This window comes from Paenibacillus sp. URB8-2 (genome assembly GCF_013393385.1).
Taxonomy (GTDB): Bacteria; Bacillota; Bacilli; order Paenibacillales; family Paenibacillaceae; genus Paenibacillus_AQ.
Map to the genome: position 1 here is coordinate 3332816 of NZ_AP023239.1, position 24295 is coordinate 3357110.

Consider the following 24295-nt stretch of genomic DNA (forward strand, 5'->3'; position numbering starts at 1 on the left):
GAATTAGTCGACGATTTCAGCCGTATCCCCGTTGTTTGCTCCTGCAGCATTTGCTTCGTCCGTGTCAATATGCATATCAAGCGCGAAATTGTCGGATACGCGGGCAATGACGTTCTCAAGAACAAGACCGCGATCGCCGCCGAGGCGCACTTTCAACAGCTGCTTGTCTGCAATGCCCCATTTCTCGGCATCGGATGTATGGAAATGAATATGACGGGCCGCAACAATTACGCCCTTTTCCAGTTCAACTTCGCCTGCCGGTCCTTTCAGTGTAAGGCCGGGTGTTCCTTCGATGCTGCCGGATTCGCGAACAGGCGCCTTAACACCGATTGCGAATGCGTCCGTGCGGGAAATTTCAACCTGCGATGCTGGACGCGCCGGTCCCAAAATTCTAACTTTGTCGAACTTGCCTTTGCTGCCGATTACCGCAACGGTTTCATTTGCAGCGAATTGTCCGGGTTGGGAGAGCGGTTTGAATTCGGTCAGCTGGTAGCCGGGTCCGAAGAGCGCCTCCACATGTTCTTGCGTAAGGTGAATATGTCTGGCCGACACACCTACGGGTACTGTCTTACTCATACGTCAAGTCACTCCTTGTTTTTCTCTATAATCTGTACAAGCCAAGAAACATTATACAATGATTTAACCAAAAATAAAAAGGAACCTGCTCATTTCAGGCCCCTTTTTAGGAATAGTTCGCATTTTCGTCAATTCATCCGTCCTAGAAACGGTCTATCTTATTCCACCTTCGGCTCAGATGGCAGGTTGCTTGCCAAATAAATGACAGCATTCCCGTGCAGCCATCCTTTTACCGATTCCTCGGAATAATGACGCAGCAGCAGCTCCGCGAAGGCCGGATAATGGCCAGGATGCTCCAGCCCCTTGATCCAGGAATCGATGCCGTCAAAATCGGAGCCGAACATTAAATGCTTCTCGCCCCCTAGCGTACATACATGCTCGATATGCCTCAGCAAGTCCTCCGGGACAACCTCTTTCCTATCGGTCACGAACCACGGGACAAAGGTAAGCCCCATGCGTCCGTCCATGCCGATTACCGCTCTGATTTGATCGTCAGTCAAGTTTCGCGGATGACCACAGATGGATTTCGCATTCGAATGGGAAGCGATAAAAGGACGCTTTGACAAATCCGCCAGCTCCCAAAAACCGGCTTCCGACAAATGCGAGACATCCAGGAGCATACCGCTGCCGTTGCACCATTCAACAAGCTCACGGCCTTTTTCCGTAAATCCGCCGTTTCGCTTCTCGAGCACCCCGTCTGCCGCCCAGTTGGCATAATTCCAGGTCAGCCCGAGAAAACGCACTCCGAGCTCAAAGATCAATTCTGCATAGAAAAGATTCCCCTCCAGCCCGTCGACTCCTTCAAGCGACAACATTCCCCAACCGGGACCGTCATTCAGCACGCCGGCCAATCCGGTTGCCTCTTCCCTCCAGCGCAGCGGCCGCAGCCCTCCCGTGTTCGCCACGCTGCCGCGAAATTTTTCGATTTGTCTGAGCACCTGCTCAAATCGGGGCTTGCCCCATTTTTGCGATAAATAAATGGCAAAGCACTGCAGCCCCACTCCGCCCTCAAGCAGTCTCTCTCCGGTTACATCCAGCCGATGATCGGCCTTAAAATGAATTGAGGGTTCCTCCACCATCTTGCTCAGCGCATCGCAATGAAAATCCACTACCGGGAAATGATTTTGCCCTTGTTCCTGCAACTTCCCTGGATTCATCGTTCCTGTCCTCCTTTTCCGCTCAAAGCAAAAAGCCCGTCTACTTGCGTAAACAGGCTTAGGCATTATACTTCTATCTATTATCTGGGCTCAACGATTAATTTAATGGCTGTGCGATCTTCTCCATCAATGACAATGTCGGTAAAGGCTGGGATACAAATCAGGTCGACGCCGCTTGGAGCGACAAATCCCCGGGCAATAGCTACAGCTTTGATCGCTTGATTCAGAGCTCCTGCTCCAATGGCCTGAAGCTCGGCCGCCCCACGTTCGCGAAGAACACCTGCTAATGCGCCGGCAACGGAATTCGGATTGGATTTAGCTGATACTTTTAATACATCCATAGTAAGTACCTCCCCTGGGATAAAGAATGGTGTTCTTCCACTACTTTGATGTTATTCGCGTACAAAAGAAAAATTCCTTCTTTTTGCGAACCCCTATGCAGAAATTGGTACAAAAGATGCTAGTTAATGATATAAAAAAGATCACACTTTATTTCCAATCGATGCTTTTATCCCGAAATGCCTATGCCCCACCCCTTCTGACCTAGTCCATTACCCACTCGTCTTCCCGCATCCTGATCTTTTCAAGACGTTTGGCCTTGCCCGTATCCTCATCCAGCTCCGCAAATAATCCGTGAAGCATCCATTTTCCCTCATCCACCACAAAACGGGACGGAAGCTGGGTGGTAAACTTATAGAGTACCGCATCTTTTTCCATACCCAAAATTCCTTCTCTTGAACCAACCATGCCCGCATCGGTCAAATAAGCTGTCCCACCGGGCAAAATCGTATCGTCATTACTCTGGACATGGGTATGAGTGCCTACGACAATCGATGCACGTCCATCCATAAACCAGCCCATCGCTATTTTCTCAGAAGTGGCTTCCGCATGAAAATCAACCAAAATGCACTTATGCTGTCTGCGCAGTTCTTCCACAATCTCTTCACCAATCCGGAAAGGACAATCAATAGCCGGTAAAAAAGTTCGCCCCTGCAAGTTGACGATTGCCAGCTGCTTGCCGTTTCCTTTGACAACCGTGTAGCCTTGACCCGGCGTGCCCGGAGGGAAATTGGCCGGACGCACCATGCGCGGCTCGTCATCGATAAACTCGAAAATATTCTTGTTATCCCAAGTGTGGTTGCCCATTGTGATGCCGTGGACACCCCAGTTGAAAAATTCATTCGCAATCGCAGAGGTGATGCCTCTTCCTGCCGCGGCGTTCTCTCCGTTAACGATGATGATATGCGGCTGGTATTTGCTCTTCAGGGAAGGCAGCATTTCCCGCAGTGCTTTGCGGCCGGTATTGCCTACAATGTCGCCGATAAACAAAACTTTAATATAAATCTCCTCCTAACAGTACGCGTTCAACGCTATAAGCGCGGTTAACATTCCTCTATTTCCGATTAAAAACGCCGCTGTCTATGCCATGGCTTAAGAACTGCAGGCGTATTAGTAAAGAAAAGTGGCACCGTCAAAGGCGCCACTTTTCTGATTATGCCTATTTAGCGTACTCAACCGCCCGTGTCTCGCGAATAACGGTGACCTTGATATGTCCCGGGTAGTCCAGTTCATTTTCAATCGTCTTCGTAATATCGCGCGCCAGACGGAAAGCTTCGGCATCGTCGATTTTGTCAGGCTGCACCATTACGCGGACCTCGCGGCCGGCTTGAATCGCATACGACTTCTCGACGCCTTCGAAGGATTCGGAAATCTCCTCCAGCTTCTCCAGACGCTTGATATACGTTTCCAGCGTTTCCCGGCGTGCTCCCGGTCTTGCCGCCGACAATGCGTCAGCCGCACCGACCAGCATGGCGATAACCGAGGTCGCTTCGGCGTCCCCGTGATGGGAAGCGATGCTGTTGATGACAACCGGATGCTCTTTATATTTCTTCGCAAGCTCTACGCCGATCTCGACGTGAGAGCCTTCCACTTCATGATCCAGCGCTTTGCCGATATCATGCAGCAGTCCCGCGCGTTTGGCAAGCACGATGTCTTCCCCAAGCTCACCGGCCATTAACCCGGTCAGATAAGCAACCTCCATGGAGTGCTTCAATACGTTCTGACCGTAACTTGTGCGGAATTTCAGACGACCGAGAATCTTAATCAAATCCGGATGCAGACCGTGAACGCCAACCTCGAAGGTGGCCTGTTCCCCGTATTCACGAATCCGTTCATCCACTTCCTTACGCGATTTCTCGACCATTTCTTCGATTCGCGCAGGATGAATGCGTCCGTCCGCCACCAGCTTCTCCAGTGCGGTACGGGCCACTTCCCGGCGAATTGGATCAAATCCCGACAAAATAACCGCTTCCGGCGTGTCGTCGATAATAAGGTCGATACCGGTAAGGGTCTCCAGAGCACGGATATTTCGGCCTTCGCGTCCGATAATCCGGCCTTTCATTTCCTCATTAGGAAGTGTAACAACAGATACCGTCGTTTCCGCCACATGATCGGCGGCGCAGCGCTGAATGGCAAGGGTTATAATCTCGCGGGATTTCTTGTCCGCTTCTTCCTTGGCCTGCTGCTCGATGTCCTTGATCATTTGGGCCGTTTCATGCCGAACTTCCTGTTCTACATTGGAAAGAATAATGCTTCTGGCGTCTTCCATACTCAAATTGGAAATGCGCTCCAATTCGGTAACCTGATTCTTGTAAATCACATCGATTTGCTGCTGGGTTTCATCAATTCGTTTCTCTTTGTTAGCCACTTGTTCTTCTTTTCGTTCAAGCGATTCCATTTTTTTATCCAGCGATTCTTCCTTTTGCAGCAACCGTCGTTCCTGACGTTGGATTTCATTCCGACGTTCACGAGTTTCTTTCTCAGCTTCGGTACGGATTCTGTGGACCTCATCCTTCGCTTCCAATACCGTTTCCTTCTTCAGCGCCTCCGCTTCCTTCTTCGCGTTCTCCACGATTACGGTAGCAGCCTCTTCCGCGCTGGAAATTTTAGCTTCTGCAAGGGATTTCCGAATAAAATAACCGAACCCAAAGAATAATGTCGCTACAACGAGAACGATAATGATCCAGATCCAGAAAGCCATCTGTTTCACCTCCTCGTTGGTTCTTCCAAGGCATTCCTTGGGATTTGTGCAGTTGTCAAACTATCCGTTCATCACCATACAAAAAACCGGTAAATTCACCGATTGCCGAACTGCACATGCTTCACATGCACACTGCCCGCCGCATCCGGCGATTACATTTCATATGAGTTGATACGCGAATCGTTTAGAAAAAAAGAGGCCCTTTTTGGGAAGGAAAAAGGATTCTTATTTTATGCCGATTCATGTTATATTTTATTATTTATAAAAAGACATTGTCAAGAGAGTCAATCCCGGGAACAAAGTCAAGCGAGTCAGTCGAACTCATAAAAATCGTCCTCCGCTCCGCCCATATCCTCGTCCTGCCGGAGCGAGTTAAGAACGCTTCGGACAATCTCGCCTGAAAAACCGCGTCTCATCAGATAAGCGCCTGTCTTCCTTCTCTTATCGGAGGTCTCGCCCTTGATCGCATTCCATTTCCTGCGTCCGAGTTCAAGCGCGCTCTGCCGCTCCTGCTCCAAGCTGATTCCATCCAGCGCCTCGGCAATCACCGATTTGTCGACTCCTTTGCCGCGCAGTTCGTGGCGAACCCACAGCTTGCCCTTGCGGTGTCCGGTCACCCGCTGCTCCACCCACTGCTTCGCATACTGGGTATCGTCAATCAGCCGTTCGCGCCGCAGCCGTTCCAGCACTTCGGCAATTATAGCTTCTCCGATTTCCTTCTGCCGCAAACGTCTTGCCATCTCCATTCCCGTCCGCGGCTTACGTTCCAAATAACGCAGTCCTTCGACATAGGCCCGCTGCCGTTCATCGGCTACTACAATCTCCTGAAGGTCTTCCTTCGTAAAGATATTTCCGGAAATCATCCGGTATTTGATCATAATATCCTCATGGATGCTCAAATTGTATGCCCCGAAATGCAGGATATAGCGGTGATCGGATTTTTTTTGACGTTCCACCTTGGTAATCGTTAGCGGCTCATTGTCTGGAAACTGCGAGAGCACGCCTTCTTCCGGCTGCTCGGCTTCAGAATCAAGCTGTATAGTCATTAGTGTGCATTCCTCCATCCTTCTCGCATATCCCGGCTTGACGCAGCAGGGCGGTATCATTCTTGTTTCTATTCTTCCATAATAAAAGACGCCCTATATAGTTATAAAGGGCGCCTTACTTTTCAAGAGATTATTCGATTTCGAGCAGTGCCTGTTCTTCCTGCTTCTCGGCCTCGATCTCCGCTTCGGAAGGAGCGGCGACGATTGTAGAGAGATTGCTCGCTTCACGAATCTTGTTCTCGATGACAAGCGCCACATCCGGATGCTCCTTCAGGAACTGCTTCGCATTCTCGCGGCCTTGACCCAGCCGTTCACCTTCGTAGGAGTACCATGCGCCGCTCTTGTTGACGATATCCAATTCCGTACCGATATCAACAAGACTGCCTTCTCTGGAAATACCCTCGCCGTACATAATATCGATGTCCGCTTGTTTAAACGGTGGCGCTACCTTGTTCTTCACAACTTTGATCCGTGTGCGGTTACCCACCATATCATTGCCCATCTTAATGCTCTCTACACGCCGTACATCAAGGCGAACCGTAGAGTAGAATTTCAATGCGCGGCCGCCGGGAGTCGTCTCCGGATTACCGAACATGACGCCGATTTTCTCGCGAAGCTGGTTGATGAAAATGGCAATCGTCTTGGATTTGTTAATGGAGCCGGACAGTTTGCGCAGAGCCTGGGACATCAGCCGCGCCTGCAGACCCACATGGGAGTCGCCCATCTCACCTTCGATTTCAGCTTTAGGCACCAATGCCGCAACCGAGTCCACTACAATAATGTCCACCGCGCCGCTGCGAACAAGCGCTTCCGCAATCTCCAGAGATGTAATGCATCCTCTCCCTTGGGAGAGGGTAGCATTTCCTCCTTACGGAGTACGATAGGTAAGAATTTGATGTAATCTCCTTCTTTTCCCCCGTCCCACACCGTGCATGCGACTTTCACCGCACACGGCGTTCCATCAAGCCGAAATGCAAGGTAGCAAACCTTACATCATCAGTCACACATCACTATGTTCAACCAATGTGGATTAACTTACTCTTTTATTATTGAACGTGTTACATCCTTACCTGCTTGGTATTTCAGTCTGTATCTGTGAATCTTTTTGCCCCTCTTGTCATCCCCGAGAACCGCATCATTATGAATAAGTTCATGACAGTCGTTGCACAGACTTGCAAGGTTAGGAACTTTATTGACCTTGTTTAAAGGAAGTTGAGCATCAATATGATGGCATCTATAATTGCCCTGGTAGAGGGGTGTTTCACACGCTTTGCATTGACCTTTGTCTCTATTGTAGGCGTATTCTCTGTTTAGGAAGTATTCAAGATTGTATCTCTTGTTACTGTGTACAGAGGTTACATAGATGAACAAATCATCTGTGTCAATAAGCATAGGTCTCGCAATTAATCGCGCTCTGTGACCAGATTTATTCTCATACAGTTTTCGACCTTCCTCAGAGTATGGGGTTAAATCTTGTTTGAAAACTTTTGCATACTCAATTCTGGTGATTTTGCCGAAAGTTAATCCTACTAATAATCCCTCTGCTTCGACCGAAAAGTGTTTCATTAAATACGGTCTCCCGTTGGGAGGATTGTGTCTATCGACTCTGTTTGAAAATTCTGAAACTGGTCTTTTCCTCTTTGGAGCATTATTTTTACCATACATTTCAACCCACGTATGATAAGCAGTTGTTTCAAAGATGAAGTCGAGTTTTCCAAGTGCTTGTTTGGCTATTCCAATTTTGTAGTAGTTACTCAGTCCTACTATTTTACTATTGACTTTTTCAATATCAAGGGCTTTTTCAAGTTCAGTCTTTCGCGTTCGTATCATTCTTATGTCCCGTTTAATTTCTTTTGCCTTTTCATATAGCTTAGGCATATTGGGGAGTAATCGTGCTACGAATTTGTCCATCTGAACTCTTTGACCTGCTTTGATGTCAAACCCTAGAAAGTGTGCTCTGCTTACTCGTACATCTGTAACAAGAGTTTTCTCATTTGATAGTTCTAAATGAAGTGACTCTCTGAGGTACTGTTCGGCTTCTGCTTTGAGCTGTTCGGCATGTTCCTTAGTATCAGTCATAATAACCCAATCGTCAGCATATCGGACAAAGAATATTGGCGTGATTCCTTCTCGTCTTCTTGCAACGAGCGCATTCTTTTTCTGATTATAATCAGAATTTAGAACGTGGAATTCATATTGCTTACCAATTTTCCAGTCAAAGCTGTTTAGGTATATATTGGCTAATAATGGACTAATAATTCCACCTTGAGGTGTTCCCTTTTCAGTTGGGAAAAGCTTTCCATTGTCCATATACCCGGCTTTGAGCATTTTCTTTATTAAGAAAATTATTCTTTTGTCCTTAATTCCCATGCTCCACATAATCTGTATAAGCTTGTTGTGGTTTATGTTATCGAAGTACCCTTTAATATCGCCTTCTACAAGCCAGTATAGGCCGCTATTACTGACGATTTTTGCTATCCATGCTAAGGCATGTTCTGTGCTTCGATAGGGTCTAAAACCATAGCTATGTGGAAAGAATTGTGCTTCAAAGATTGGTTCCAATACTATTCTGACCATTTCTTGAATGGTTCTGTCAATCATGGCTGGAATGCCTAAAGGTCTAACTTTCTTTTGTAAGAGCAGTTTGTATCCGTCTTTTTGATTTACTTTCCCTTTAAAGTTACCTTTAGGAATGTAAACCCTTCGAGCAGGTAGCGGTTGATAATTGTCAAGAGCATCAGTAGTCATTTTGTAACATTCCATAAATGGCATTTGTAGATACTCGTCCACAATCTTTTTGTCAATTCCTGCTGTTTTACTTCCTCTATTGGATTTGATGTTGTGTATTGCCGTGAAGAATACTTCTCTATTTTTGACTAATTCGAGAAGCCCATAAAAAGGTTCTCCCTCTTTAGCTTTACTGTACATCTCGTCCAATAGGTCTCGTAAACTACGTTCATTTTCTATTGTGAGCCTGTTTACCTTCAATGTTTTATCAACCCTCATAATGATTTCGAGATGATTAACCCTCTTAATTATTATAACATCGGATTGGTAAAAATTGAGTTTGCTGTTTTTACTTTTTAGGCTCACAAGTTCAGTTATCCAATTCGACCTGACTGCTTCCCTTGGCTCCTCTTGGTTTTGTCCTCTCAATTCCCCTTCAATATATAGAGAATGTCATCGAGCCAAGTCTCATAGCTACTACGGAAGCGCTGACTTCCTATAAGCTTCATTGAATCCGACTTCTCCACTTATAGGCTCTCCCACGTTCCATCCCATCTATCCCTGATTTTGCACGACTTTAGGTGCCCACTCTACACCGTAGGTATCTCATAAGGAAAGTCCAGTAACCAAATGAGTCGGACCACATACTCACTCTTTATACGGAAGAACCGCGGCTATTGCCCTTGCGGTTAAAGAGTATGTGCGCAGCTATCGCAAACAAGACACTTTAGCTGTACCTAATTATCTCCCTTTCGGAAGGCCACTGGTATCGGTGCTTCACACATGGGTTCCTTGCGTCACCATGGTCGTGCTTTTAAGGAATCCCGCACCACTTTCGCCATAGTTATTGTTATTAATAACCGTAGGTTACTTGGGTTACGACTTCGCCTAACTTCATACCTTCTGATTATCGGAAATCAAAACGCATGTAGGAGTCTTAGACATAAAGTGTCGGACTAACACTTTAAGAAGGGTTTTCACCTTCCAAATTGATGGAATAGTTAGACTATTCTGTATGGTATTAGCTACCTAGAACCGTCTTCCGATTTCACGCTTTCAGGCGCTTATACGGAAACGTGGCGTACCCTGTTCACCGGTATCCGGCTGGGACAGCAGCAGTTCGTCAATGTTAACGCCCAGCTTGCTTGCATAGCTTGGGTCCAGCGCATGCTCTGCGTCAATAAAAGCAGCTTGTCCGCCCGCCTTCTGAACTTCCGCAATCGCATGCAGGGCAACCGTTGTCTTACCGGAAGATTCCGGTCCGTAAACTTCTATAATGCGGCCTTTAGGAAGTCCGCCGATTCCCAAAGCAATATCTAAAGCCAACGATCCGCTGGGTACGATCTCAACCTGCATATGGGTGGATTCGCCAAGCTTCATGATGGAGCCTTTACCGAATTGTTTTTCTATTTGACGGAGCGCCATTTCAAGCGCCGCACGACGATCTGACAATCAGATCACATCCTTTTCACGGTTTATAATATCAAGAAAATATAACTGAATGAGCTTTCATCAGGACCTGCAAGAAAAGCAACAGCTGTTCTTATATTTATATTGTACCTTGTTTTGGAGCGTTTGCCAAGCATTTTTTCGAACATACATTCGTTTTTTTCGACCTTCAAACAATCATTCCCTTTTATTGTAAGCCTCCTTTACAGAGTCAATGCCGTGCACAAATCGCCTATATAAAGCACTTACCCTCCACAAAAAAACAAAAACCGCGGCAAAGAGAATTCAATGCCACGGTTCTTCCGTATGCCATCATTATATAGAAATAAAGCCCATCTTACAAGCCCGAGCCTTCAGTCGGCGTATCGACATTTCGCTCCACCAGTCTGCGCCACAGCTGATACAGTATCGCTTTAACGGAACGTATACGGATATTCTCACGGTTGCCTTTCAGCTTCAGTTCAAACACTTCCGTCTTTCCATTTCTCTCCGCGAGCCCGATATAGACCAGACCCGCCGGTTTGCGCTCCGAGTAACCCGGGCCCGCCACGCCGGTAATCGACAGCCCATAGTCCGTGTCGGCGGTCAGCCTGACCTGCTCGGCCAGAACTTCGGCCACCTCGCGGCTGACCGCGCCGGGGGCGTCGACTCCTTCCAGATACTCCTTGGGAACATTCAGCAGCTTGTGCTTCATCTCATTGGAGTAGCATACAATCCCTCCCAAAAACGCTGAAGAACTGCCGGGGATGCTCGTGATGCTCTCCATAAGAAGTCCTCCGGTACAGCTCTCGGCACAGCTCACGGTTAGTCCCGCATCCGCCATCCAGTCCACGATTACCTTTTCCAGCGGGACATCGATATTGGCATACAAATGGTTGGGAAGAATGTCTTGGATTTGCTCTTCCAGCGAATCCAGCTTCTCCATCGCTTCGCTGTAGGAAGGCGCTTTTGTGGAAATACGCACCGTTACCTCTCCTTCTTTGGCATAAGGAGCGATCGTCGGATCGTTTTGACCGTGGATAAGATCGATCAGCTTGTCTTCAAGCAGGGATTCCCCGATGCCGGCAAATTTAAGCATTTTGGAATAAAGGGGCATCTCATCCGTTAACGCATGCTGCTGCAGCCAAGGCTTGGCTTTCTCCGTGAACATCGGTTTCATTTCTCTGGGAGGTCCGGGCAGTACGATATAATATTTGCCCTCATGACTGATTGCGAGACCTACAGCCAGTCCCGTCTCATTCGGAAGCGGTGTCGAATCGTCGATCACAAGCGCCTGCTTGCGGTTGTTCTCGGTCATTTGGACGCCCCGGTCGCTGAAGAACTGGTCCACATGATCCATCGCCATCCGGTCGATATGCAATCCTCTGCCCAGCGAAACCGCCAGAGCGTCCTTCGTCAAGTCATCCTCCGTCGGTCCGATGCCTCCTGTGAACAGGATAAGATCGGCGCGTCCCTTTGCGATTTCTATAGCCTCCTGCAGCCGGATGCTGTTATCGCCTACCACCGTCTGAAAATATACGTCGATACCCAGAGCGGCAAGCTCTACAGACAAAAACTGGGCGTTGCTGTTCACGATTTGCCCGAGCAGCAGCTCGGTGCCGACCGCAATAATCTCTGCTTTCACTATTGGTTTCGCCTCCTGATATATGCGCCTGACGGCTTCAGACAGAAACAGGGCAATAGGTTAAGAGTTCCTACTGCCCCGCTGAAGTTGACGTAAAGACGTATTGGATGTTGAGGTTCGGTTAGATTTCTTATGCGTTATGGGCCAGCAGCAATTCCTTATTCTTCACGAAATAATCGATTCCCGAGTAAATGGTAATCAGAGCGGCCGCCCAAATGGCTATATCGTCAAAAGGGATGCCGACGAACTGGAACGGAAAATTGTTGAGCAGCAGCAGGGAAATCGCTACGATCTGAACTACCGTTTTGATCTTCCCCCATTTGCTGGCGGCCACGACCTTGCCATCCAGCAGTGCTACCTGGCGAAGGCCGGTCACCGCAAATTCCCGGCTGATAATGATCACGGCGATCAAAGAATCGCATCTCCCTAACTCTACCAATGAAATCAGAACAGCCGAGATAAGCAGCTTGTCCGCCAGAGGATCAAGAAGCTTGCCGAGGTTGGTCACCATATTATATTTGCGGGCAATATATCCGTCGATCCCGTCCGTGCTTGCCGCCAGGAGAAAAATAATAGCCGCTATAAGATGATTGACGGAAAGCTGGAAAGAGCCCCAATGTAACGGCTCCGGGTAAAAGCTGAAATTAACAAGCAGGAACAGCATCATAATCGGGATTAGGCATATTCGGGCAATCGTAATGCGGTTGGGCAAATTCACTGAAGTTCCTCCCCTGACAAATCGTATTCAAAAGCGTGGGTGATCCGGACCTTCGTGATTTCCCCGATGCAAACGTCTTTGCCTCTCACGAACACTTCGCCGTCGATTTCAGGAGCGTCATACTGCGAACGGCCGATGTATACGTCGCTGCGGCCGTCGTACCGCTCCACCAGCACATCCAGGACTTGACCGACATACTGGCTGCCTCTGTCGCGGGTAAGCTGGCGCTGAAGCTCCATCAGCGTGTTGGCCCGCCATTCCTTAACCTCATCCGGCACCTGATCAGGCAGGCGCGAAGCCGGCGTTCCTTCTTCGTTGGAATAGGTAAATACCCCCAGCCGGTCGAAGCCGATTTCACTCACAAAATCGCAGAGCCGCTGAAAATCCTCCTCGGTCTCCCCTGGAAAGCCGACAATTATCGAGGTGCGCAGCGATACGCCAGGAATCATTTCCCGGATACGTTTCACCAAACTGCGGATGTCCTGCTGCCGTCCCGGTCTGCGCATGCGCTTAAGAATGCCGTCTTCGCTATGCTGCAGAGGCATGTCCACATACTTGCAAATTTTTGGATTGTCCGCCATGGCCCGGATCAGTTCGTCGGTAAAAAAACCGGGGTATGCATAATGCAATCTGACCCATTCGATCCCTTCCACTTCGCTCACCCGGTTCAGCAGCTCGGGCAGCTTGAATCCATCATATAGATCGGTTCCATAATTGGTGGAATCCTGAGCAATCAGGCTGATTTCTTTTACCCCCTGCGCCGCCAGCGTTTTGACCTCGCCCACGATCGATTCCATCGATCGGCTGCGGAACGCTCCGCGCATAATCGGAATGCTGCAGAAAGTACAATTATTGTCACAGCCTTCGGCGATTTTGACATAGGTCGTGTAGCGGGGCGTGGATACCTTGCGGGGCAGCGCCTCCTCATAATTAAAGATCGGATTTCCGACCCACACCGGCCTGCTTCCCCTCACGGCTTCATCGACAATCTGAACGATATTGTGAAAATCCCCCGTACCGACAATACCGTCGATTTCCGGCATCTCTTCCATTAATTCCGCTTTGTATCGTTGAGTCAAACAACCCGATACAATCAATGCTTTCAGGCTGCCGGTCTCCTTTAACTCCGCAAGCTCAAGAATCGTATTCACGGACTGCTCCTTGGCTTCATCGATAAATCCGCAAGTATTTACAATAATAACGGTTGCTTCTTCCTTCTCGTCCACAAGCGTATATCCCCGTTCATGAACAAGGCCGGACATAATCTCCGAATCGACCAGATTTTTCTCGCAGCCGAGCGTAACGATGTTAATTTTTTCTGTCATCGGTCATCCCCCAATAATCAAGCACGTATCCACATTTTCTCAACAAGTATAATATAGCCATAATTCAGCTGTCAAAAACAGAAAGCACCCCGCAGGGCTGCGTTTAACGGACCGCTGCGGGGTATAAAATGTCATTTCAAGTTCGTGTACTGCAAGTCCAGCGGCAAATCCGCTTTGTTGAGAAGCTGGATAATCTGCTGCAGATCGTCCCTGCTCTTACCCGTGACGCGAATCTGGTCTCCCTGGATCTGGCTCTTGACCTTCAGCTTGGAGTCACGAATCAGCACATTGATCTTCTTGGCGTTGTCCTGGTCGATTCCCTGCTTAAGGCCGAGCCGCTGACGTACCGTCCCGAGGGAGGCTGGCTCGATCTTGCCGAAATCGAGGTTCTTCAGCGATATGCCTCTTTTGACCATCTTGGACTGTAAAATATCGATAACCGCGTTTAGCTTGTACTCGTCATCGGATACGATGATCAAAGCGTCCTTTTCCAGCTTAAGACTACTCTTGCTTCCTTTGAAATCAAATCGGTTCTGAATCTCTTTCTCAGTCTGGTGAATTGCATTGGTTAATTCCTGAACGTCCATTTTGGACACAATATCAAATGAACTTTCCGAAGCCATGGTTCCACGTCCTTTATAAGCGTTATTCAGCTACAATTATATGAAAAAGAAGAGGCCAAGTCTAACTGCCGATTGCCTTGGGCCCTCGAACGCAAAAAAACACGCCCCCCTCGAAGGGAATTCCCCTCTTGCGGGAGGCGCTTCTGAGCGCCCGTTATCTGCTTCTGGAAGGACTGCGGAACATGTCCAAAATCCCCAGTACGATATGCGCCAAACCGAAGCCCAGGATACCATAGCCCCAGGCGTTCGGCATTAAGTAGTAACCAAGCAGGCTAACAATAATGCCCAATCCGGTTACAATCCAGCTGACCGTCATCGATTGCACACCTCGCTTTGATGGATGAACTGTTAAGCCTTTTTAGATTCTCCAAAAAAGCGAGGTATATACGAATATTGGATTCTTATTCGCCTGTGACGGTCGTTTCACCACTGTCAGCCGTTTGTCCATCGGTGGTGCCGGCCGCCGTTTCGCCTTCGGCCGAAGATCCCGAGCCATCGTCGAGCTCCAGCAAAATACGTGACGTAGACTTTCCGTCCGTCACAGCCTGCCCATTCACTGTGATCTGCGTAGCAGGGGAGTAGCCAGATTTTATATATATGCCTTCGCTATCCAAAGTGAAGGTCATCGTATCTCCCGCAGTCGTTTTTCCAAAAGTGAGCTTCTCTCCTTTGGAATTTTCACCCTTATATACCTCCAGCCAACTTTCGCCTGTCGCCGTTATGACCACCTGCGGATTGGCGCCCGTCACTTTAAAGACGGTTGTCTTGCCCGACTTCCGGTCCTGAACGACCGTTCCGCCTTCCGGGGATACCGAAGGAGACGGGGATGGAGACGCAGACGGTGAAGGGGATGGAGAAGCGCTAGCTTCCGTGCCTGCCCCGACATCGGCACCCGTTGAAGCGGCCGGGGTCGCACCGCCCCCAACCGCGGAAGCCGTTCCTACCGGCTGTGTAGCTGCGGGAGCTTGAGTGCTGTCGGTAATCGGATTAGCGTCGGTCTGCTGGTTATCCGATTTCCCCCAGTTTGAAGCATACATGTAGATAACCGCAATAATCAGTACCGGAAAAATCCACATTAAAAGCGTTGGCAGCCATTTGGCATTCCGTTCAGGCTCGGGTCTGCGGCTGCGCTTCTGAAGCACCGACTCCATGGTGGACGGCTCTTCCTTGGACACCGGAACGCTTCCGGGCTCCTGTATGAGTTCATCGGGATTAACACCAACCGCTTCCGCATAAGTCTTGATAAACGCGCGGACATAAAAACTGCCGGGAAGTACCTTATAGTCCCCCGCCTCGATGGCTTCCAAATATTTTTTGCGGATCTTCGTTACTTCCTGCACATCATCCAGACTCATTCCCTTCTGCAGACGAGCCTCTTTCAACTGCCGGCCTAGTTCCGACATGCCATCACCTCCTTATTCTCTCTATTTACAAATCGTCGCTGTAGCTGTTCGTAAATGTATCGTAAAGAATCTCTTCGCTCGGCGTATTGCGCAGCTCGATTAGAATATCGAAATCGTCATACGTGTACTCCGACTCGCGGACAAAAATATCCGGGTGCTCGATAACCTTTGTACTCGGCATACTCATGATGTCTTTGAGGAGATTGTAATGCTTCTCATTGGACCGGATCGTGCTGACAATGCCGTCGATAATAAAAACGTTATTCGGATTCATTTCATCCTCGGCGAGCTGGCTGCGAACGGTCTGCCGAAGCATGGTCGAGGATACAAAGGTCCAGCGCTTCATCGCGCATACGCTTCCCGCGATAATCGATTCCGTCTTGCCGACGCGCGGCATTCCGCGAAGACCGATTACCTGGTTGCCTTCCCGCTTAAAGAGCTCTCCCAGAAAATCAACGAGGAGGCCAAGCTCATCCCGCGTAAAGCGAAATGTTTTGCGGTCATCTGAATCCCGGTCAATATACCTTCCGTGGCGAACAGCCAGCTTGTCGACAAGACGCGGTGAACGCAGCGCGGTCACCGTTATATTTTCAACCTTTTTGAGCATCTCGCCCATCAGCCGGATTTTCTCATCATCATTCGTTTCAAGCAGCATGCCGCGCGTTTTGTCCTCCACCCCGTTGATGGTCAGTATGTTGACCTCCAGCATACCGAGCATCGAGGCGATATCGCCGAGCAATCCGGGTCTATTCTTATGTATCTTGTATTCCATATACCACTGTTTGTATTCCAACTTCTACACCTCGTAATGTAAATTCCCTTTTCCCGAGCCTTGATTCGTCAAAAAACACCAAGATACGACAATCTTTCAGGTTTACGGGTCATGTTAATGATATATAAAATGAAATTGAAAGGCAAGACGAAAGGCCGGACAATTGCAGAAAAGCTCCCGCGAGGGGAGCTTGTTCCGCTGGACTATGCGTTTTGCTTCGCCAGCTTGACCATAAGGGAAGCGATGGTATGGCGCTGACTTTCGTCGCCCACATCCCACAGCTCTTTGATCGCCCGGTTCGAGGCGTTTTGCGGATCGACCTTTTTATCGAGGAATTCCCCGATTTCAAAAGCCAGCTTGGCGATGGTATCTTCGCTCATGCCCACTTTTTCGGCCTGAATGACCCGTTCGCCCAGAAATTTCTTCCAGGTATCATAGTTTTTGATCACTGAAGACTCTGTTGACATCTTAAATCCTCCTTCATGTTTAAGATTTAAAAGCAACAGTACTAATATGTCCTCGAAGAAAATCCGTTATTCCATATAATATTTCTACTTTCAGGTAATCCAGCCGCCATTCGGACTAATAATTTGTCCATTTATATAACCAGACTCCGGCAGTGCCAAGAAATATACGAGCGAGGCAACTTCTTCCGGCGCAGCCAATCTGCCCGCGGGAATTTCTTCCTCGAGCATACGAATCTCGTCCTCAGCCAGGTTATCCAGCATCGCGGTTCGCACCGCTCCCGGAGCTACCGCGTTCACCGTAACGCCCGATGGAGCCAATTCTTTGGCCAGCGCCTTGGTAAAAGCATTGACTCCGCCCTTGCTCGCGGAATAGGCGACCTCGCAGGATGCGCCGGAGATTCCCCACACCGAAGAGACATTGATGATCCGGCCATAGCGCTGCGAAACCATATAAGGCATAAAAATCTGGCTGCACAGAAAGGTCCCTTTCAGATTGATGTCCATCACGTCGTCCCAATCTTCTTCGGTAAGATCGGCAAGCATGCCATAATGCGATTTACCGGCATTGTTCACCAGAATGTCCGGCTGCATGCCGCTGGCCTCCAGACGTTCGGCCATGCGCTGCAGCTGGCTCCGGTCTCTCAAATCGGCGGCCACAGTCATCACCTGGGAACCGGCGTTCATACAGCGCCGAGCCACCTCGTTGGCCGCCTCGTGTGAATTCATATAGTGAATGACAACCTTCATCCGGGCGGAGGCAAAACGTTCCGCTATGGCGCCGCCGATTCCGCCGCTCCCCCCGGTAACAAGCACCGTCGTTTCTCCGAGCGGCTTGCCGCTCTCTCCCAATATTTGCACTATGGATTCACCACGACAGACACGGCCAATTGACTCCAGTCAATATGCTCGCGCAGCCGCTGATTCACTTCTTCCAGTGTAATGGACTCGTATTCCGGAAGGACGCCGAACAGGTCGCCGCCGCGGAACTCATAACGCGTAAATTCATGGGCAATGCTTTCCGGAGAATTCAGCATGCGCAAATAGCCTCCGATTTTTTTGTTGCGGGCCCGGATGAAATCGCGTTCCGCGAAACCTGACTCCAGAAGGGGATCAATCTCCTCCCTGATCCGTTTCAGTAGCAGTTCAGGGTCCTTCGTATCGCCGCCGATCGCGGAGAAGGCATACTGCGGCGAGCTGTTGAACTCATGGCCGAAGCTGTCTGAAATCAGCCCTTCATCGTACAGCTTCTGGTACAGGGCCGTACTGCTGCCCAGCAGCAGGTCGAGCATCAGCTTGGTCGACAAGTCGCGGCGCACGGCTGCCTTGCCGGACAGTCCGATCTCTTTTTCCTTGAAGCCGAACAGGCATTTGGGCATGGAGACGGCCAGCTTATTCTCCAGACGCTGCACGCCTACTTGTTCCGGTTCTTGTTCAAAAATCCGTTCAATCTCACCCTGCCGTTCGTATGATTTCCGTGCCTGATTGCTGCGTACCAGCTCAAAGACAGATTCCGGGTCAACGCCGCCGACAATAAAGAGCAGCATATTGCTCGGGTGATAAAAAGCGTTATAGCACGTATAAAGCGTTTCTTTGGAAATTGTCGAGATGGATTCCACCGTGCCGGCGATGTCGATCCGCACCGGATTTTTCTGATACATCGCTTCGATCAAGCCGAAGTAGACGCGCCAGTCCGGATTGTCAGCGTACATGTTGATTTCCTGTCCGATGATGCCTTTTTCCTTTTCCACATTCTGATCCGTAAAATAGGGACGCTGCACGAAATCGATCAACGTTTCGATATTCGTTTCGATTTTTTCCGTGGCGGAGAACAAATAAACCGTCTGCTCGAAGCTTGTGAAGGCGTTGGCCGATGCTCCATTCGACGCAAAAGTGGCAAAGATATCCCCTTCCGGCTCCTCGAACATTTTATGCTCCAAAAAATGGGCGATACCGTCCGGGACCGACGTTTCCTCTCCTCCGGCTACCCGAAAGTGATTGTCCACCGAACCGTATTTGGTCGCAAAAGTGGCATAAGTCTTTTTGAACCCCGGCTTCGGCAGTACATAAACCTTCAGCCCGTTATCCAAAACTTCGTGGTACAGTGTTTCCTGTAGCCTGTCATAATGGATTTGTTCCATTAGCTTTCCTCCTTCTGCCCTGTCAGGAAATAAATCGTATCCAGCGCTACGGTATCGGCGGCCCGCTTCACATCTTCCGCGCCGGAAGCTTCCACCTGGCTCATTAGTTCTTCCGTGGAACGGTCTTTGCCGGACAGCACCCGGTTAAAGTCAAATGCAATCATCTCAAAGGCGGAATCCTGGATTTCCGAAAGCAGATTGCGGATCATCGCCTTGGTCTGACTCTGCTCCAGATCGCTGATGTTTCCTTTTTTCATTTCATCCAGCTGCTTGCGGATAATGTCCACGGCTTTGCTGTAGTTTTGAATTTCAATGCCCGATTGAATCGTAGCGATTCCCTTATGTCCGTCATAGCGGGAAGAAGCGTAATAAGCAAGACTCTCCTTCTCCCGGACGTTCACGAACAGCTTCGAGTGCGGATAGCCGCCCAAAATGCCGTTATACATCAGAGCGTGCGCGTAAGCGTCGTCCTTGTAGGTAATGGATGTGCGCAGGCCCATGTTCAGCTTGCCTTGGCCAACTTCCAGCCGCTCTTCCACTGTTCGAACTTCAGTAACGGTCTTGGGGGAAAATTGTGATTGATAAGGGGAATCCGACCGGTTGGCGAGGCTGAAATGCCGCTCAACAAGCTTCTGGACTTCCTCGGGGCTAGTGTCGCCGACGACATACAAATCGAGAATCGCTCCATCCAGCCAAGAAAGATAGGATTGATGCAGCGAATCAGGAGTAATGGCATCCAAATCCGCCCTCTGTCCGAGCGGATGCAGCCGGTACGGTTCTTCGCGGCACATTTCCTCGATACAGCGTTCGGCCGCGTAACGTATTTTATCGTTGACAATGGCCTCCAGCTTCTTGCGTACGGTCTCTCGCTCCGTACTGACATAAGAGGCCCGGAAACTGCTGCCTTCAAGCACAGGACGGGTCAATACCTCGCCCAGAAAAGCGAAGGACTCGCCAAGCAGGCTTTCCTTGCTCTGAACAAACGAGTCATTGATTGTATCCATGCGGAACTGGATGATCTGGTAATCTCCGCGCTTATAAACGTCGAATCCGAAACCGGCTCCATACAGCTCTTCTAGCCGTTCGCGGAACTGGGTTGTTTCCGGATAGGAAGCCGTGCCCCGGCGAAGCACGAACGGAATCAGCGCGGTGGGGGTAACGGTCTCTTCGGCGAGGGGAACGCCGGCATACAGCGAAATCGCATAGGTCTTGAACGTCTTCGTGGGCAGCACATGAATCCGGATGCCGCCTACGTTGCCATGCTGGAACACGTGATTTGTCAAGTCCAAAACTCCTTTACGGCTTGGATAGAAGCACATTTACCATGTTTATGAAGTAATATTCATTCTAAACCATTCCAAACTAAGGAAGCAACCGGAAGACAGGTCTTCCGATTGCTTCCATGGAACAGCCGCCAAAGAACGTGTTCAATGGCGGACAGTGTGGTTCATATTTTACATACAAAATATATGCTCACCAATCGTCTTCACCTGCTCACGCGTCCAGATCCATTTGGAGGTTGCGGTCTTCGGATTGAAATAATACAGACAGCCTCCCGTCGGGTCCCAGCCATTCAGAGCCTGCTGAACTGCCTTGCGTGCCTGCTCATTGGGCTCCAGATAAATCTGCCCGTCAGCGACGGCTGTAAATGCTCCGGGCTGGAAGATTACGCCCGAAGGCGTGTTCGGAAAACTCGGGGATTTTGTCCGGTTCAGAATGACTGCGGCAACAGCGACCTGTCCTTCAAACGGTTCGCCCCGCGATTCCCCGAAAACGGCATTCGCCATGATCTTCAAATCGTTCTCCGACAAGCCCATCGTATTTCCCGACGCCAGCTCCGCCTTATTATTTGTGTTATTGGCTTTGTTGGTTTTGTTCGTATTTTTAGCGGTTTTCACTCCAGCAGAAGGTTCCGTCGGACGCCAGTTCTTGGTGGCATTGTACAACTTCAGCTTTGTTTTGGCCCCAACGACGCCGTCAGCCTTCATTCCGAACTTCCACTGAAACCATTTGACCGAGTTCAAGGTTTTGCTGCCGAACTGACTGTCTATTTTGTCCGAGAAGTACCCCAGGTGCTTTAATCGCCCTTGCAGTTCGTAAACATCCGGCCCCGAAGCGCCGTATTTAATGGGCGTGGTGCCGAAAGCGGGCAGCGCCTCATCATTTCCCTCGGCACTAGAAGAACTTGCAGCGGAGGTCTGTGGCACTTTTGCCGATGATTTCTCTCCGGAGAAATGTTCAATCAGCGGGACTGACGCAAGCGTAAGGGACAGTACGGCAATGATCCATAGCTTCTGATTCTTCATTTGGCTTCGCTCTACCTTTCTCTTGTAAGTTCTGCATGGATGGCTAACGTTATTATGACGACCGCGAGGGAATCCTATGCACCTTAGGAACGAAAAGAAAGGTTGATAAAAAGCAAAAAACCAATCAAGAAGAAACGGCTTCGCCGTCCTTTTAAGGACGGCACCGTTTCTCGTAGAAATATAAGACCCAATGATAAGCGCACAGCTTATACATGCTTATATTTAAAAAAAGCGCTCCTTTTCCAAAGAAAAAGAACGCTATTTCATAAATTATGAGCTGATACGGCTCTGCTGATACTGTTCCAGCGAAATCAGCACCTCGCGCGGCTTGCTGCCCTCGTATGGTCCGATGACGCCTCTGGCCTCCATCGAATCGATCAGCCTCGCGGCCCGGGTATAGCCTACCCGCATCCGGCGCTGGAGCAGCGATACCGATGCCTGCTTGGCCTCTAGCACGATCTGCACCGCCTGCTCGTACAACTCGTCCTGCGGTTCTTCGGTTTCCCCCGCCGCCTCATCCACTTCCGGAACGATGGACTCGTCATACTCCGCCTCACCTTGGCTGCTGACGTAGTGGACGATTGCTTCCACCTCGGCATCGCTCATGAAAGCCCCTTGAACCCGAATCGGCTTGGAAGAGCCCATCGGCATAAACAGCATATCGCCGCGGCCCAGCAGCTTCTCCGCTCCCGCCATATCCAGGATGGTCCGCGAATCAACCTGCGACGAGACGCCAAAGGCGATCCGTGAAGGAATGTTCGCCTTGATCACGCCGGTGATGACGTCCACTGAAGGACGCTGGGTAGCGATGATCAAATGGATACCGGCCGCCCGCGCCATCTGGGCCAGACGGCAAATGGCGTCCTCCACATCGCCTGCGGCGACCATCATCAGGTCGGCAAGCTCGTCCACAATAACGACGATATACGGAAGGACGGCTGCCGGGTTATCCTTCATCAGCAGATTATAGCCTTCCACATTCCGGGTCCCGGATTTTGAGAATAGCTCGTATCTTTTCTCCATCTCGACCACGATTTTCTTGAGCGCCAGGCTGGCGCGTTTCGGGTCGGTGACGACAGGAGCCATTAAATGGGGAATGCCATTGTACACATTGAGCTCAACCATCTTGGGGTCGACCATTAAAAATTTGACTTCGTCCGGTTTAGCCTTGTACAAAATGCTTGTAATAATGCCGTTGATGCAGACCGATTTGCCTGAGCCGGTTGCCCCGGCGACGAGCAAATGGGGCATCTTGGCAAGGTTGCCGATAATGGTCTGTCCGGAAATATCCCTGCCAAAAGCTATGGTCAGTTTGGCTTCGGCTTCCTGGAAGATTTGAGTTTCCATTACTTCTCGCATGGTAACCAACGATACTTCGGGATTCGGCACTTCTATGCCGATGGCCGATTTGCCGGGGATCGGCGCTTCCATCCGGATATCCTTGGCGGCAAGCGCCAAAGCAATATCGTCGGTCAAATTGACGATCCGGCTGACCTTCACGCCGATATCAGGCTGAATCTCGTACCGGGTAACCGCCGGGCCCCGGACAACCTCCAACACCTTCGCCCGGACGCCGAAGCTTTCCAGCGTTGCCTCCAGCTTGCGTGCGGTCTGCATATAATCGTTCTGGTCGCCTGCCTTGCCCCCGTTGCTCGGCTTCGTCAGCAGCCGGAAAGGCGGAAGCTTGTAAGGCTTCGGCGGCGGGACAGGCTTGGGAGCCGCAGCCGCGGGAAGTTCTTCGCCCGTCTCCTCCAGATCGCTGGCGGCTGCCGGCGTAGCGCCGCTGTTCTCTTCCGGGACGGCAGCTTCCGTCTGTTCCGCGAAACCGGGGCTGTCGTCCGGCTTAATACTGTTCCGCGCAGCCGGGGAGAAGCCGCTCCAGTCCTCCCGGTCCTCGTCGCTTAAGCCTTCCGAACGAATATGCTCAAAGAAATCGCGTATGATAGGAGTCACAGGCTCCAGATTTTCACTTTCGAATTCATAATCGTTGTCTTCGTCCGAATCGGACCAATCCGAACGGGAAGAAACGCCTGAAATGATCGGAACATTCTCCCGTTCCGCTTCCCCCCCGTGTTCGTCATCAGGCAACGAAGAAGCCTCAGATCGGGAACGCGTTGATTTGCGCTGCATGAGCTTTTCGAAGAACTGCGGCGCTTTTCGATTGGGGAGAGATGTTTCTTCCTCATCCTCCTCGTCATCATCCTCTCGGGAAGAACGCGAACCCGCATTAGTCCTGTCTCCGTTCCGGCCCGTTACCGGCACCGCCTGCGGGCGGCTCGCAACCCGGAGACGGATGCCTTCTGCAAGCTTGACCGCCCGGATTTTAAGCAGGCCGAACAGCTCGATATAGGAAAGATTCGTCACCAGCATAAAGCTGATGGAAAGCATGACGATCATAAGCAGCTTGGCGCCAAGCGTTCCGAACAGCCACAGCAAAACCGCGAATTCCAGCCCGCCGACATAGCCGCCGCTGATATCTTTGCCCAGCATGTACACGCTGCTGCCGTTCGCGGCGGGAGACAAAGCGCCGGCCAGATCCTTCCCGGTCTGGGACAGCACATTGCCGGGATGAAGCATGGACAGCGGTCCAAGCTTCTGCTCCATGGCCGAAATGCTGCTCATCAGACACATCGACAGCACCAGCAGCAGAATGCCGCTGTGCCGGCTGTTCCAGTTTGAAGGCCATTTCCGGTAAATCATCACCATTAATCCGTAATAGATGCCGGCAAGCGGCAAAACGAAATAGAACCGGCCAAGCAAGTAACCGGCCAAGCTCGATAATGAGCGTCCTACAGCCGCCTCGCCGGATAATGCAATAACCGAGAAGGTAATCAGCAGAATACCGTAGATTTCATATTTTAAAACGCTGCCCAGCAGCGCCTTCTTTTTTTTCCGTTTTTTCCGTTTTGCCACGCCAGTCACCC

The 24295-nt window shown here is 50.2% G+C and carries 20 protein-coding genes and 2 pseudogenes; all 22 read right to left on the bottom strand.

All coding sequences use genetic code 11. The features are described from left to right. Nucleotides 1–3: 3 nt before the first annotated feature. Nucleotides 4–576, bottom strand: coding sequence for a phosphate propanoyltransferase (gene pduL / locus PUR_RS15265; RefSeq protein WP_124693858.1), 573 nt, complete (start codon nucleotides 574–576; stop codon nucleotides 4–6). A 158-nt stretch (nucleotides 577–734) separates the two neighbouring features. After that, the gene (locus tag PUR_RS15270) at nucleotides 735–1733 is read right to left on the bottom strand and encodes a dipeptidase (RefSeq protein ID WP_179035990.1); all 999 of its coding nucleotides are present in this window, start codon (nucleotides 1731–1733) and stop codon (nucleotides 735–737) included. Nucleotides 1734–1813: 80 nt separating this feature from the next. Beyond that, complete coding sequence (locus tag PUR_RS15275; RefSeq protein WP_025335291.1) at nucleotides 1814–2074, bottom strand: stage V sporulation protein S; 261 nt, start codon at nucleotides 2072–2074, stop codon at nucleotides 1814–1816. 202 nt (nucleotides 2075–2276) lie between these two features. Further along, the gene (locus tag PUR_RS15280; RefSeq protein WP_179037933.1) at nucleotides 2277–3071 is read right to left on the bottom strand and encodes a TIGR00282 family metallophosphoesterase; all 795 of its coding nucleotides are present in this window, start codon (nucleotides 3069–3071) and stop codon (nucleotides 2277–2279) included. A 160-nt stretch (nucleotides 3072–3231) separates the two neighbouring features. After that, complete coding sequence (gene rny, locus PUR_RS15285) at nucleotides 3232–4773, bottom strand: ribonuclease Y (protein WP_179035991.1); 1542 nt, start codon at nucleotides 4771–4773, stop codon at nucleotides 3232–3234. A 311-nt stretch (nucleotides 4774–5084) separates the two neighbouring features. Beyond that, a complete protein-coding gene (locus tag PUR_RS15290) occupies nucleotides 5085–5819 on the bottom strand; it encodes a regulatory protein RecX (RefSeq protein ID WP_179035992.1) in 735 nt (244 codons plus the stop codon). A 130-nt stretch (nucleotides 5820–5949) separates the two neighbouring features. After that, nucleotides 5950–6721: pseudogene (gene recA, locus PUR_RS15295) on the bottom strand (recombinase RecA). A gap of 133 nt (nucleotides 6722–6854) precedes the next feature. Continuing rightward, nucleotides 6855–8975, bottom strand: a complete 2121-nt coding sequence (ltrA, locus tag PUR_RS15300; protein ID WP_197970092.1) for a group II intron reverse transcriptase/maturase — start codon at nucleotides 8973–8975, stop codon at nucleotides 6855–6857. 657 nt (nucleotides 8976–9632) lie between these two features. Further along, nucleotides 9633–9998 (bottom strand): annotated as a pseudogene (locus PUR_RS15305) (recombinase RecA); the annotation flags it as partial. Between the two features lie 334 nt (nucleotides 9999–10332). Further along, complete coding sequence (locus PUR_RS15310; protein ID WP_179035993.1) at nucleotides 10333–11619, bottom strand: competence/damage-inducible protein A; 1287 nt, start codon at nucleotides 11617–11619, stop codon at nucleotides 10333–10335. Nucleotides 11620–11749: 130 nt separating this feature from the next. Continuing rightward, a complete protein-coding gene (pgsA, locus tag PUR_RS15315; protein ID WP_179035994.1) occupies nucleotides 11750–12337 on the bottom strand; it encodes a CDP-diacylglycerol--glycerol-3-phosphate 3-phosphatidyltransferase in 588 nt (195 codons plus the stop codon). After that, on the bottom strand, nucleotides 12334–13662 hold the full coding sequence (gene rimO / locus PUR_RS15320; RefSeq protein ID WP_179035995.1) for a 30S ribosomal protein S12 methylthiotransferase RimO: 1329 nt from the start codon (nucleotides 13660–13662) through the stop codon (nucleotides 12334–12336). The genes pgsA and rimO overlap by 4 nt, the downstream gene beginning before the upstream one ends. A 131-nt stretch (nucleotides 13663–13793) precedes the next feature. Continuing rightward, nucleotides 13794–14285 (bottom strand): YajQ family cyclic di-GMP-binding protein, encoded by a 492-nt coding sequence (locus tag PUR_RS15325; RefSeq protein WP_124693850.1) that lies wholly within the window; start codon nucleotides 14283–14285, stop codon nucleotides 13794–13796. Between the two features lie 154 nt (nucleotides 14286–14439). Next, entirely contained in the window at nucleotides 14440–14601 is a 162-nt protein-coding gene (locus tag PUR_RS15330) for a hypothetical protein (protein WP_179035996.1), read from the bottom strand. 85 nt (nucleotides 14602–14686) lie between these two features. After that, nucleotides 14687–15688 carry a helix-turn-helix domain-containing protein gene (locus PUR_RS15335; RefSeq protein ID WP_179035997.1) on the bottom strand — a complete coding sequence of 334 codons (1002 nt, stop codon included), beginning with the start codon at nucleotides 15686–15688 and terminating at the stop codon, nucleotides 14687–14689. 25 nt (nucleotides 15689–15713) lie between these two features. Continuing rightward, nucleotides 15714–16481: a DUF3388 domain-containing protein gene (locus tag PUR_RS15340; protein ID WP_179035998.1), complete on the bottom strand. Its 768-nt coding sequence runs from the start codon at nucleotides 16479–16481 to the stop codon at nucleotides 15714–15716. 182 nt (nucleotides 16482–16663) lie between these two features. Continuing rightward, entirely contained in the window at nucleotides 16664–16927 is a 264-nt protein-coding gene (locus PUR_RS15345; RefSeq protein WP_165093582.1) for a DUF3243 domain-containing protein, read from the bottom strand. A gap of 90 nt (nucleotides 16928–17017) precedes the next feature. Further along, complete coding sequence (gene ymfI, locus PUR_RS15350; RefSeq protein WP_442953840.1) at nucleotides 17018–17776, bottom strand: elongation factor P 5-aminopentanone reductase; 759 nt, start codon at nucleotides 17774–17776, stop codon at nucleotides 17018–17020. A gap of 8 nt (nucleotides 17777–17784) precedes the next feature. Continuing rightward, nucleotides 17785–19065, bottom strand: a complete 1281-nt coding sequence (gene yfmH / locus PUR_RS15355) for an EF-P 5-aminopentanol modification-associated protein YfmH (RefSeq protein ID WP_179036000.1) — start codon at nucleotides 19063–19065, stop codon at nucleotides 17785–17787. Then, nucleotides 19065–20348, bottom strand: a complete 1284-nt coding sequence (gene yfmF, locus PUR_RS15360; protein ID WP_232101523.1) for an EF-P 5-aminopentanol modification-associated protein YfmF — start codon at nucleotides 20346–20348, stop codon at nucleotides 19065–19067. Before yfmF ends, yfmH begins: the two co-directional genes overlap by 1 nt. 171 nt (nucleotides 20349–20519) lie before the next feature. Continuing rightward, a complete protein-coding gene (sleB, locus tag PUR_RS15365; protein ID WP_179036002.1) occupies nucleotides 20520–21371 on the bottom strand; it encodes a spore cortex-lytic enzyme in 852 nt (283 codons plus the stop codon). A 270-nt stretch (nucleotides 21372–21641) separates the two neighbouring features. Continuing rightward, complete coding sequence (locus PUR_RS15370; protein ID WP_232101524.1) at nucleotides 21642–24284, bottom strand: FtsK/SpoIIIE family DNA translocase; 2643 nt, start codon at nucleotides 24282–24284, stop codon at nucleotides 21642–21644. Between the last annotated feature and the right edge of the window lie 11 nt (nucleotides 24285–24295).